General features: G+C 61.7%; 11 protein-coding genes and 1 pseudogene. 4 read left to right on the top strand and 8 right to left on the bottom strand.

What is annotated here, in order from left to right; all coding sequences use genetic code 11:
• From AAFX91_RS33625 to AAFX91_RS33615, 3 genes are all read right to left on the bottom strand, one after another.
• Positions 1 to 616, bottom strand: a 616-nt coding sequence (locus AAFX91_RS33625; protein ID WP_394569434.1) for an ABC transporter permease, incomplete at its 3' end; no start/stop codon positions are given.
• Positions 613 to 1,419 carry an ABC transporter ATP-binding protein gene (locus AAFX91_RS33620; protein ID WP_282528495.1) on the bottom strand — a complete coding sequence of 269 codons (807 nt, stop codon included), beginning with the start codon at positions 1,417 to 1,419 and terminating at the stop codon, positions 613 to 615. The genes AAFX91_RS33620 and AAFX91_RS33625, both read right to left, overlap by 4 nt.
• Before the next feature lie 6 nt (positions 1,420 to 1,425).
• On the bottom strand, positions 1,426 to 2,424 hold the full coding sequence (locus tag AAFX91_RS33615; RefSeq protein WP_394569433.1) for an ABC transporter substrate-binding protein: 999 nt from the start codon (positions 2,422 to 2,424) through the stop codon (positions 1,426 to 1,428).
• 351 nt (positions 2,425 to 2,775) lie between these two features.
• Between AAFX91_RS33615 and AAFX91_RS33610 the strand changes: the two genes are divergently transcribed.
• The 4 genes and pseudogenes from AAFX91_RS33610 (at position 2,776) to AAFX91_RS33595 (ending at position 6,700) form a co-directional block, all read left to right on the top strand.
• On the top strand, positions 2,776 to 3,558 hold the full coding sequence (locus AAFX91_RS33610; protein WP_394569432.1) for an ABC transporter ATP-binding protein: 783 nt from the start codon (positions 2,776 to 2,778) through the stop codon (positions 3,556 to 3,558).
• Entirely contained in the window at positions 3,558 to 4,391 is an 834-nt protein-coding gene (locus AAFX91_RS33605; RefSeq protein WP_394569431.1) for an ABC transporter permease, read from the top strand. The genes AAFX91_RS33610 and AAFX91_RS33605 overlap by 1 nt, the downstream gene beginning before the upstream one ends.
• Positions 4,392 to 4,420: 29 nt before the next feature.
• Positions 4,421 to 5,482, top strand: coding sequence for an ABC transporter substrate-binding protein (locus AAFX91_RS33600; RefSeq protein WP_394569430.1), 1,062 nt, complete (start codon positions 4,421 to 4,423; stop codon positions 5,480 to 5,482).
• A 46-nt stretch (positions 5,483 to 5,528) separates the two neighbouring features.
• Positions 5,529 to 6,700: pseudogene (locus tag AAFX91_RS33595) on the top strand (LLM class flavin-dependent oxidoreductase).
• 422 nt (positions 6,701 to 7,122) lie between these two features.
• Here the strand turns inward: AAFX91_RS33595 and AAFX91_RS33590 are convergent.
• From AAFX91_RS33590 to AAFX91_RS33570, 5 genes are read right to left on the bottom strand one after another with little or no spacing between them, the layout of a single operon-like run.
• Positions 7,123 to 8,628 (bottom strand): class I adenylate-forming enzyme family protein, encoded by a 1,506-nt coding sequence (locus tag AAFX91_RS33590; protein ID WP_394569429.1) that lies wholly within the window; start codon positions 8,626 to 8,628, stop codon positions 7,123 to 7,125.
• The gene (locus AAFX91_RS33585) at positions 8,625 to 9,023 is read right to left on the bottom strand and encodes a hypothetical protein (protein WP_394569428.1); all 399 of its coding nucleotides are present in this window, start codon (positions 9,021 to 9,023) and stop codon (positions 8,625 to 8,627) included. Before AAFX91_RS33585 ends, AAFX91_RS33590 begins: the two co-directional genes overlap by 4 nt.
• The gene (locus AAFX91_RS33580) at positions 8,983 to 9,408 is read right to left on the bottom strand and encodes a VOC family protein (RefSeq protein ID WP_394569427.1); all 426 of its coding nucleotides are present in this window, start codon (positions 9,406 to 9,408) and stop codon (positions 8,983 to 8,985) included. Before AAFX91_RS33580 ends, AAFX91_RS33585 begins: the two co-directional genes overlap by 41 nt.
• Positions 9,409 to 9,831 (bottom strand): PaaI family thioesterase, encoded by a 423-nt coding sequence (locus AAFX91_RS33575; RefSeq protein ID WP_394569426.1) that lies wholly within the window; start codon positions 9,829 to 9,831, stop codon positions 9,409 to 9,411.
• Positions 9,832 to 9,868: 37 nt separating this feature from the next.
• Positions 9,869 to 10,861: a zinc-binding alcohol dehydrogenase family protein gene (locus AAFX91_RS33570; RefSeq protein ID WP_394569425.1), complete on the bottom strand. Its 993-nt coding sequence runs from the start codon at positions 10,859 to 10,861 to the stop codon at positions 9,869 to 9,871.
• Positions 10,862 to 10,934: the final 73 nt, after the last annotated feature.

Genomic DNA, 10,934 nt, shown 5'->3' with positions numbered 1-10,934 from the left:
TCCTGCCACCCGAAAACTTGCCGATCCTCGAATGGCTCGGTATCAAAACGTCAAAATCACTGTGATGAACCACTAGGCCATAGCTGCGGCCGACCAGGCGGTGGGTATCGGGAACCGATTGGAAGCCGGTGAAGGTCGCGAGCGCGAACGGCCACAGCACGGAATGGACGAGCACGAAGATCAGGCTGGTCTCGCCAAGGCCGAACCAGAGCATCGCGAGCGGCAGCAGCGCGATCGCCGGCAGCGGATTGAACATCGCCGTCAGCGTCAGCAGCGCCTCGCGCAGATAGGAATTGGCGACCGCGAGCGAAACCAGGATGGCCGCGAGCACGATCGCGAGCAGATAGCCCTTCAGGAGAACGCTGAGCGAAGCCAGCGTCACCGGGATCAGATTGTCGTGCAGCAGGGCGTCCCACAGCGCAGCCGCCGTCTCAGTGAAGCTCGGCAGCAGCAGCGGGCTTGCGGCGACCGTCGCGGCGATCTGCCAGAGCAGCGCAAGGCCGGCCAGCACGACGCCGCGACGGAAGGCCGCGGAGCGGGTCAGCGCCAGCAGACGACGGCGCGCCAGCGGCTGGGCTCCGCGGGTGACCGGCAGGTCAGCGGCTCCATCAGTCATGCGGCAACTCCGGCCGGACGGCGGAACAGCGCGTCGTTGATGTCCTGGACGACATCCTGGAATTCCGCCGTGCCGAGCGCGTCGCGCCCGAAGCCGGAAGTCTCGAACGTTCCGATCGTGCGGCCCGGATGCGCGCTGAGCAGATGCAGCTTGGTGCCGACGAGAACGGCTTCCTCGATCGCGTGCGTCACGAACACGAGGGTGAATTTCAGCTCGTCCGCGAGCTCGAGGAGGTCGTTCTGCAGGTTGGCGCGGGTCAGCGCATCGAGTGCGGCGAACGGCTCATCCATCAGGAGGATCTCGGGCGCAGCGGCGAGCGCCCGCGCGATCGCTGCGCGCTGCTTCATGCCGCCGGACAGGGTGTGCGGGTAGGCATCCAGCGCCCGCTCCAGTCCCACCTTGACCAGCGCGTCTTGCGCGATCGCCCGCGCTTCCGACGCCGACTTGCCGCGGGCGACCTTCAGCGGAAACGCGACGTTCTCGCGCACGGTCTTCCAGGGCAGGAGCTGGTCGAACTCCTGGAACACGACCAGCCGGTCCGGTCCCGGCTTTTTCACCGGCTGGCCATCCAGCAGGACGTTTCCTGCCGTCGGCTGGATGAAGCCGGCGATCGTCTTCAGGATGGACGACTTTCCGCAGCCGGAGGGACCGAGCAGCACCAGCCGCTCGCTCTTTCCGACGGTGAAGCTGACATTCTCAACCGCGCGAACCGGGCCGTTCTCTGTCTCATAGTCCAGCGTCAGCCTGACGACCTCGAGCACGGCGGGCGCCAACGACGCATTGGACAGATGGATCGGGGGCATCCGCCTTCAGCTTCCCGGTTTGTCGTGAAGGACCTCGAAGGTGTAGTCCTTCCAGCTCGCTGGCTTGTTCTTGATCGCGCCAATCTTGGCGAGGAAGGCGGCATATTTGAATGTGCCCTGCGGGATCGTCGTGAAGCTCACGTCCTCGTTGTCGATCACCGATTTCACGAAAGCCGGCTCGAGCTTCGATTGTTCGACGCGGATATAGGTCTCCGCCGCTTCGGCCTTGTGGGTCTCGATCCATTGCGAGGCTTCGTTCAGCGCGTCGTACAGCGCCTTGAACGTCTTCGGATTCTCATTGCGGAATTTAGAGGTCGCGTAGAGCAGGGTCGGCGTGATCCGGCCGCCCATGATGTCGTAGGAGCTCAGGACCTTGTGGACTTTCGGATTCTGCAGCGCCTGTTCCTGGAACGGCGGATTGGAGAAGTGCGCAGTGATCGACGACGAGCCCGACAGCAGCGCCGCCGTTGCGTCCGGATGCGGCAGCGTCACGGTCAGCTCGTCCAGCGCGCTATACTTGCCCTCGCCGAATTCCTTCTCCGCGGCGATCTGCAGCAGGCGTGATTGCTGCGAGACGATCACGGCCGGCAACGCGATCTTGTCGGCCTTAGTGAAATCCTTCAGCGTCTTGACGTTGGGATTGCTGGTGATCAGGTAATTCGGCTGCTCACCGAGCGCGGCGATCACCTTGACCTCAGCCGAGCCCTTGGTGCGGTCCCACAGCACGATCACCGGTCCGGCGCCGGCCGCACCGATATCGACCGAGCCCGACAGTAGCGCATCGTTGATGGCGGCGCCGCCGCTGAGCTTGGTCCACTCGACATGGATGTCGAGGCCAGCGGCCTTGCCGTGCTTTTCGATCAGTTTCTGGTCACGCAGCACATGCAGCGGCAGATAGACCGTTCCGAATTGCTCGACGATCCTCAATCGTCCTTCCGCGCGCGCTTCGCCGCCGGCTTGCATCGCCGACAACAGAACGAGCACGGCCAAAAGCCTCGACAGCATAGGGCAGACCTCAAATGTGATGCAGCCGCACCGGCGGCTTTTCAACTTCATTTGCGGAGAACCGCCGCCGCCTGGCAATTGCTTAAAAGGCGCAGATCAGAGGTTAAGTTTCTCGAAAAGCAGTCGCGCGTGGAAAGTGTTGGCTCTGAGCCCAGGGGATTTTTTAACGCGACCAAGCCTGCACGTGTGAAAGTCACAAGAGTCTCGCAAGATGATCCAACTTACAGAAGGCAAATCATTTCCTCTGCGTGCGAGTGGCAGGACAACTCGATCCCGTGCGACACGAAATTCGAAAAACTTTGATTGTGCCCGAGGTGATACAAGCTTGCATCGAAGGTTTCGGGAAAACAGATGTTTGTGGTGCGCGGCGTCTCCAAGGTCTTTGAAGGAAGCGGACGTGCTCCGCTGACCGTGCTTCAGCACATTGAACTGGATATCCGCCCCGGCGAATTCCTCACGATCATCGGGCCTTCCGGCTGCGGCAAGACAACCCTGATGAATCTCCTCGGCGGATTTGTGCGGCCAACGACCGGTTCGGTTCTGAAGGATGGGGCCGAAATTGCCGAACCCGGCCCCGACCGAACGATGGTGTTTCAGGACTATGCGCTCTTTCCGTGGCTCACCGTTGCGGACAACGTTGCGTTCGGCTTGCGTGCAAAAGGGGTAGGGAGGCCAGAACTCGACCGGCGCGTCTCGCATTTTCTCAACCTTGTCGGCCTTTCCGGATTTGCGGACGCTTATCCATCACAGCTTTCGGGCGGCATGCGGCAGCGCGTCAGCATTGCGAGGGCGCTCGCGCCAGATCCAGATGTGGTGCTGATGGATGAGCCATTTGCGGCCTTGGACTCGCTCACGCGCGACAAGCTCCAGGAGGAACTGCTCGCGATATGGAGTAAGTCCCGCAAGACGTTCGTGCTTATCACGCACAATATCGAGGAGGCGGTCTTCCTCAGCGATCGCATCGTGGTGATGGGATCGCGCCCGGGCCGTATCCGATCCATCCTGGATATTGACCTGCCGCGGCCACGACAGCCCGATATTCGAATTCGCGATTCATTGTTCCTCGAACTGAAGCAGCGCATCTCCGATCTCGTGCGCGATGTCCCCGAGACTGCGCCCGCGGGAGCCCATTGATGTCCGTTTCGGAGATAGGCAATTATTCGGCCGACCGGCCCTCGGACGCCGCGCTGAGCAGGTGGCAGATTTTCGAAGTTGGCCTTGTCGGCGCGAAATACCTGCTGCCCATTCCTGTCCTGCTCATCGCCTGGGAGCTGGGCGCGCGCTTCGGTCTCATCAATGCCAATCTGTTTCCGCCTCCAACCGCCATCGCCCGGGCATTGTCGGATCTAGCAAGCACCGGAATGTTGTGGCGTGACGTTTCCGCCAGCATCATCAGGGTCTCCGTCGGATTCTCGATCGCGGCCGCTCTTGGGATAAGCCTTGGCCTGCTGCTCGGACGGCTCACCGCTCTTGCGCGCTATGTCCTGCCGCTGGTGGAATTGATCCGCCCGATCTCGGTCATCGCCTGGATTCCGATCGCCATCCTGTGGTTCGGCCTTGGCGACAAGCCGTCATGGTTTCTGATCGCGCTTGGTGCCTTCTTTCCGATCTTCACCAACGCCTATGACGGCGCGCGCTCCCTTGCCAAGGTGTATGTCCGTGTCGCCAGATGTTTCGGCGCGCCGCGTTGGCTGTTTATCCGCCAGGTGCTGATACCTGCGACATTACCGCACATCATGACCGGCTTGCGCATTGGATTGGGCACAGGCTGGACTTGCGTGATCGCGGCCGAATTGATCTCCGCGACGTCGGGCCTCGGCTACATGATCCAGCTCGCCCGCACCACGATCGAGACTGAGAAGGTGCTCGCCGGCATGGTGGTGATCGGCCTGATCGGGTTCGCGATGAACGCATTGATGCTCCTGGCCGAGCGCGTTCTGCTCGTCAAAGAGCCCGAGACAAATTGATCCTTTCATTCCCGAAGAGGCAAGATCACATGAAACGCAGGACATTTCTGATCGGCGCGAGCGCAGCGGCCGCAGGTGCAACAGGATTATTTCCGCATCCGGCCATCATGACCGCGCGCGCCGGCACCCCCGCCAAGGTCACGCTTGGCTATCAGACGCTTTGGGCCGGCGGCGGGCAGATATTCGAGACGTTGCGGCATACCAACATTCTCGAACTGAACGGTCTTCAGGCGGATTTCAAGACGTTCACCTTTGGCGGCCCGCTTGGCGAAGCTGCCGTGGCGGGCAGCATCGACAATATCTACGCGGCCGATGCGCCAACCTTGCGCGCCGCGGCGCGCATTCCCGGTGCCAAGGTCCTGCATCGCACCCACGACCAGCGCTTTGGCATCGTCGTGCGTAACGATTTCAAGGGCACGAACCTTGCGGATCTAAAGGGACAGAAGCTGTCCGGTCCGTTCGGCACGACGGTGTTTCCCCGCAGCATCCGCGCGATCGTCGCCGCAGGCATCAAGCAACCCTTTAAGGAAATCACTATCGTGAATCAGGATGTCGCCGAACAGGCGGAAGCCCTGAAGGCCGGGCTGGTCGACGGCGTGACGACCTGGGATCCAACCTACGAGCAACTCCTCCGCCAGAAGATTGGTAGAGAATTGTGGCGCGATCCCAAGGGCGCTTCCGGCATTCAGGGATTGAGCGGCGAGTGGTTGAAGAAGAACGGCGAGCAGGGCGCCGTCAACTTCCTCAAGGCCTGGATCATTGCGATCTGGTGGACGTCGAACAATCTCGGCCAGGCAGATGAATGGTTCGCCAAGACCTCGCGCCTCGAGGCCAATCTGCTGAAAGTCGCGACCGACGCCGATCGTTACCTGCGATCGCCAGTCAAGGATATCAGGACGCTCGACTTCACCGTCACCGACGCAGAAATTGCCGAAAGCCAGGGCGTGCTCGATTTCCTGCAGGAGCAGAAGCTCCTTACCAGCCGTATCGAGGCGGCGTCGTATTACGACCGTGCGCCGTTGACGATTGCGCAGAAGCAGATCGCCGCCGGCGATATTCCTAATCTCTCGAAGATCGTGGTTACGGCCTGATGCGGGCAGGTTGCGGCAAGCGCGCCCGGTCGTGGGGAATTGCGCGATGAGCTCCGAGCCGCTTCTCGCGGAGCCCGCGTCTCCCGCTGATTTCGAGGACAGCCCGCTGGCGCGCGTGTTGCGCCAGCCGATGATTCTCGGCCTGTTCCTGCCTACGCAGAGCGGAGGCTGGTCGGCGTCGGCAGCTCCCCGGTCGACATCATGGGATTTCGAATACAACGCGGCATTGGCCCTGCGGGCCGAAGCGCTCGGCTTCGACCTCGTCTTTGGCCTGGCAGAATGGGTGAGGGCCGGTGGCTATGGCGGCGCCATCCGTTTTCGCGAAGATTCGATCGATCCGTTCATCACGGTCACGGCGCTTGCGGCCATAACCAAGCGGCTGCTGCTCCTATCGACTATCCATGTGCTGTACGGGCCATGGCACCCGATGCATCTTGCGCGCTTCGCTGCGACGGCCGATCACATCTCCAAAGGACGCTTCGGCATCAACGTGGTGACGGGCTTCAATCCGGCCGAGCCCCTTATGTTCGGCATGCGGCGCCTGGACCACGATCTGCGCTACGACATGGCCGGCGAATTCGTCGCCATCTTGAAGTCGCTCTGGCGGTCCGAGCAGAACCTCACGCATCGCGGGCGGTTCTGGCAGCTCGAGGAAGCATTCGTGCGGCCCAAGCCAAGATACGGCCGCCCCATTCTCGTCAATGCAACCGGCTCGCCTGCCGGGTTCTCGTTCGCGGCACGCCACTCCGACCTTGTGTTCATCACCAGCCCCGGAGGGGCCAACATCAATCGTGCCCTGGAGGTTCTGCCGGAGCATACGGCAAGCCTGAAAGCGAAGGCGCGCGGCTATGGCCGCCAGATACGAACCATCATCAACCCGATGATCGTCTGCCGGTCGACAGAGGCTGAGGCGCGGGCCTATTATGACCGGATTATCGATCTTGCCGACATGGAAGCCGCCGCGGGCTACGCCAACCATTTCAAAAGTGGGGACGCCGCGGCATGGAAAAACCATGTCCCACGGGACCGCATCCTCGGCGGCAACGTCCATCTCATCGGCAGCCCGCAGCAGGTAGCCGATTGGTGATCGCCCTAAATCGCGCCGGCTGCGACGGAATGCAAATCTCCTTCTACGACTTTCGTGAAGATTTGGAGTTCTTCGGCAGTCAGGTTCTGCCCTTGCTGCATCAAGCCGGTGTCCGGCCAAAGCCTACATGAGCCAGATCTGGAGACCGCCCAAATTGTCCCTTTTCCTGAATTTAAAGGAGAGGTCACTACGTCCGTCTTACACGTGACTGGCTACTTAGTTGCGTGCTCCCCGAGGACAAGAAGGGGCTGTGAGGCCCACGCTTGCTCGGCCACGCCGAGCAGTTTGGCGGCGCGGATCTCCGCACGATCTTCGCAGCGGCCTCGCGCGCATACGGCCCGTAGAGGATGGCGGAGATACACTGGCGATAGGACGATTGCGAGGCGGTCGACAACGCCTTGAACTCGACCGATTTGCTTCACTCGTCCGTCATGGGGATACTCCTGTCTTGGGCGAAGGTTGAAAACCCCTCATCTGAAGACAGGTTGCTCCGAAAGGCGAACCCCGAGTACATGCTGTAATCGCTTCGACGATACGCGCGCGTTTGCGCAGATCAACCTCGAACGCGCGCCGCAGCTTCCGATTTGAGCAAAGACCGATCGATCTTCTGTGTGCTCGCAAGCGGCATGCTATCGACAAACCAGATGCGGCGCGGATGCTGGAAAGCTGCGGCGTGTTCGAGGGCGAATTTCTTGATTTCGTCCTCGGTCGCGGAAGCGTGTGCGCGAAGAGCGACAAAGGCGACGGGCTTCTGACCTTTGATGTCGTCGTCGACCGGGACAACGCAGGCCTGCGCCACAGCAGGGTGCCGCTCGAGCATGGCTTCGACTTCGCCAGGATAGATGTTCTCGCCTCCACAGACGAACATGTCGTCGCGTCGTCCGACAAAAGCGTAGAAGCCGTCGTCGTCAAGACGGAACACATCGCCGGTGACGTAGTAGCCATCCGGCGTGAAGACCGTGCCGAGTTCGGGGCGGTTGTGATATCGATTCATCAGGGCTGGACTTTTGATCTCCAAAACACCTTCCTTGCTCTCCTGTCCGCTCTCGTCGCGCAAACGCAATTTCACTTTCGGATGGGCGTAGCCCAATGTGAGAGGAGGCATGGGTCTGCCGTCCGGGTGGCCGGCGAAGACGATCGGTCCGGCCTCGGTTGTGCCATAGGCATTCATGACTCGCGCGTTTGGAAGCATGCGGTGAACCTGCTCGAGCAGACTCTTGCTCACGGGCGCGGAGCCCATTCTGATCACCCGTACCGACGACAGATCCGCAGATGCCAGCGCGTCCCGCTCGCGCAGCATCATCGCGATCATGGGCGGTACCGCGGTGAGCCAGGTGCAACGATAGCGATCGATCGCCCGGATATAGGGGACAGCTGAGAATTGCCACAGCAGCACGGTTGTGGCGTGCGATGCCAGCGCCAGGAAGGACAGCGCCAGCGCATTCATGTGGTAAAGCGGCGCGGCGATTAGTACACGTTCGTCTGCCAGCGGCTCCGTTTCCTGCCGCGTTCGTGCCACCCAGAGGTGCGCCGTGTGGCTGAGAACGACGCCCTTGGGCCGGCCGGTTGATCCGGATGTGTAGAGAACGAGCGCTGGTTCGTCGGCCCTTGGCGCAAATGCTTCGAAAGCACCGGGATCGGCGAGGTCCGCCAAACTGTTCAACCCATCGCGTGAAAGCAAGGAATGCGCGATGCCTTGTGGAACCAACGCAAGCCGCTGTTCGTCGCAAAATAGCAGGCGCGCGTTGCTGTCGTTGGCAACATAGTCAATCAACTCTTTCGGAAAGCGATAGTTGATGGGCACGGCGACCAGCCCGGCGCGCATGATGCCGAGCACTACGGCGATGAACTCGACGGAGTTCGCGGCAAGAATTGCGATACGATCACCCTGGCTGTAGCCGCGCTTGTGCAGGCCCCTCGCCACGGCATCGGCGAGGTCATCCAATTCGCCGAAGGTGCAACGTGTTTCCGCAAGCTTAGCGTCGATGCCTATGAAGGCCAGCCGGTTCCTGTCGGCCGCAGGATCGATTATCTTGCCGAGATTGCTTACCGTAGTCATGCGACGACCTCGATCAACGCCCCGAAAGCCGGCAGCGCAACGACCGTGCGTTGGCTCGTCGAATCGTGGGGCAGTCCGAGGGACGCCGCGCGGGCGGCAACGATCTGCGGATCGGAGCTTCGCAACGTCACGGCGGCGAAGCGCTCTGTCCGCTCTGCGCCGACCTGAGAGAGCTCTCCGAATCTGGCGGCGAGGGCGGCCTTATCGGCGACTGTGAGCGCAAAATCTCCGCCGATGGCGCCGAGGCGATCGAACCGCTCGCGCGTGGCTTCCGGATCGGTGCTGGCGACGGTCAGCTCGACGATCCCGGTGACAGCATTGGGATGGTCGAGCCAGTTCCTTCGCCAAATCAGGTCAGGCGTGTGATGCTGGCAAAAGTAGATGCGTCCGGCCACGAACGAAACGAGCGCCAGCCGTACCGCGCGCCTCGTACTCCCGTCCGTCAATGGTCAACGGGCGCGCAAAGTTCTGCACCGGTTGCGCGTCGAAGCCTGCCCTAACGACGGCATCGCGTGTTGCGGCGGCATCCTCGCTGGCAAAGACGAGCCCATTGAGGCCGATCGGGCTGTCGATCAGCTCCTGGCGTACGTGGTCGCCGCCGCGCGGAAGCCCGATCAATTCGAGATAGGCATGCTCGAACACCATGAGGTGATTGACAGAGCCGAGCGTCGGATGGAACCCGCGAGGCGTAAGCTGAAAGCCGAGCCCTTCGAACAGCTGCGCGGCAGTGTCCGTCTCGAACTGCGTGTTGATCACTACGTGATCGAGCTGGATGCTCATCTATCGATCCTGCTGTGGCGTCAGATAGACGCCCCGACCGCTTGCGACGAGCTTGCCCGCGGCATCATAGATTCTGGCTTCCGCGACCGAGAACTGCTTGCCGAGCTTGACTGCCTTGCCGACGGCATGCAGGTCGCCTCTGGCCGGGCTGTGATAGTCCACGCGCAGGTCGAGCGTTGGCACGCCGCGCCCGTTGCTCGACACCAGTGCCCAGTCGGCGGTCAGATCGACGAGCGTCGCAAGGATGCCGCCATGCGTGTAGCCGCCTTCGACATTGACGACCCATTCTTCGCGCCATTTGGCGGTAAGTTCGATTTCACCGTTGCCGACCGACGTCACGTCGAGCCCGAGCCACTGGTGATAGGGCGCCTTGAGCAACCGCGCCCGGATGTCATCGATCGAAGGGGTATTGTTGTTGGTCATCGGATCTGAATCTTTCGAAGGAATGGAAGGCAGCCGGTTAGGGCGTGACGACGACCTTGCCGAGCACCGTGCGGTCTCGGATTTGGGCTAGAGCTTCGATGGCTTGATCCAGAGGCACGGCGCGATCGATCAACGGATCGACTTTGCCCGCTGCGATCAGATCGAGCAGCGCCGTGAGGTCTTCCTCGTAAAAGCTGTTGGAGCCGCGGATGTTAAGCTCGAAGCTCCAGACGTAGCGGAGATCCTCCTTGGGATCGTATCCAGCAGTGGCGCCGCAAACCAGCAAGGTGCCGCCGCGCTTGAGACAACGCAGCGACGGCACCCAGGTATCGCCGCCGGTGAAGTTGATCACGACATCGACGCCGCCTTCATAGGTGCGCCGCTCCGGCTTGCCGTATTGCGCGATCGCCCATTTCGAGAAATCCGTGGTCTGGTAGTTGACGACGTGATCGGCCCCGAGCGCCTTCAGTCGCGCGCATTTCTCGTCACTGCCGGCGCAGGCGATAACCTCAGCTCCGAGCAGCTTGGCCAGGATGATGCAGGCGGTGCCGACGCCGCCGCTCGCACCCAGGATCAGGACTTTGTCGCCGGCCTTTACCGTGCGATGTGTGATCAGCATGCGATGTGCCGTGCCATAGGCGACGGGAAGCGAGGCTGCCTGCTCGAAGGTCACGGCATCGGGCAGGCGGATCAATTGGCGCGCATCCGCAGCGACATATTCAGCCATGCCGCCGTCGGTCATCTCGCCCATCAACCCGACCCCGGGCTTAAGCGGATTGACCAGCACGCGGTCGCCGACCTTCCAGCCGGAGACGTCGTCACCGATCGCACTGATCGTGCCGGCGAGATCGAGTCCGATCACCACGGGAAGCGGAACTTTGATGCCGGGCATGCCGCGCACCGTGAAGACGTCGTGATAGTTGAACGAGGACGCGCCAACGCGAATGACAACGTGACCTGCAGTCGCTTGCGGAACTGGCTTGTCCGTGACGATCTGCAACTGATCGAGGTCGCCGTGGGCGCGGAGCACTAGGCCGTGTGGACAGTTACCTTATCCAGAGCAGAGTGGCGGCAATGGCGACGACGGCGAAGTAGTTTCGCGC

It is taken from the genome of Bradyrhizobium sp. 31Argb (genome assembly GCF_043638955.1).
Lineage (GTDB): Bacteria > Pseudomonadota > Alphaproteobacteria > Rhizobiales > Xanthobacteraceae > Bradyrhizobium.
This window is presented reverse-complemented; position numbering and strand designations above follow the sequence as displayed.

Excerpts from the sequence above, each read along its gene's own strand:
- AAFX91_RS33620 (WP_282528495.1), bottom strand. The coding sequence starts at position 1,419 with ATGCCCCCGATCCATCTGTCCAATGCGTCGTTGGCGCCCGCCGTGCTC.
- AAFX91_RS33615 (WP_394569433.1), bottom strand. The coding sequence starts at position 2,424 with ATGCTGTCGAGGCTTTTGGCCGTGCTCGTTCTGTTGTCGGCGATGCAA.
- AAFX91_RS33610 (WP_394569432.1), top strand. The coding sequence starts at position 2,776 with ATGTTTGTGGTGCGCGGCGTCTCCAAGGTCTTTGAAGGAAGCGGACGT.
- AAFX91_RS33605 (WP_394569431.1), top strand. The coding sequence starts at position 3,558 with ATGTCCGTTTCGGAGATAGGCAATTATTCGGCCGACCGGCCCTCGGAC.
- AAFX91_RS33600 (WP_394569430.1), top strand. The coding sequence starts at position 4,421 with ATGAAACGCAGGACATTTCTGATCGGCGCGAGCGCAGCGGCCGCAGGT.
- AAFX91_RS33590 (WP_394569429.1), bottom strand. The coding sequence starts at position 8,628 with ATGACTACGGTAAGCAATCTCGGCAAGATAATCGATCCTGCGGCCGAC.
- AAFX91_RS33580 (WP_394569427.1), bottom strand. The coding sequence starts at position 9,408 with ATGAGCATCCAGCTCGATCACGTAGTGATCAACACGCAGTTCGAGACG.
- AAFX91_RS33575 (WP_394569426.1), bottom strand. The coding sequence starts at position 9,831 with ATGACCAACAACAATACCCCTTCGATCGATGACATCCGGGCGCGGTTG.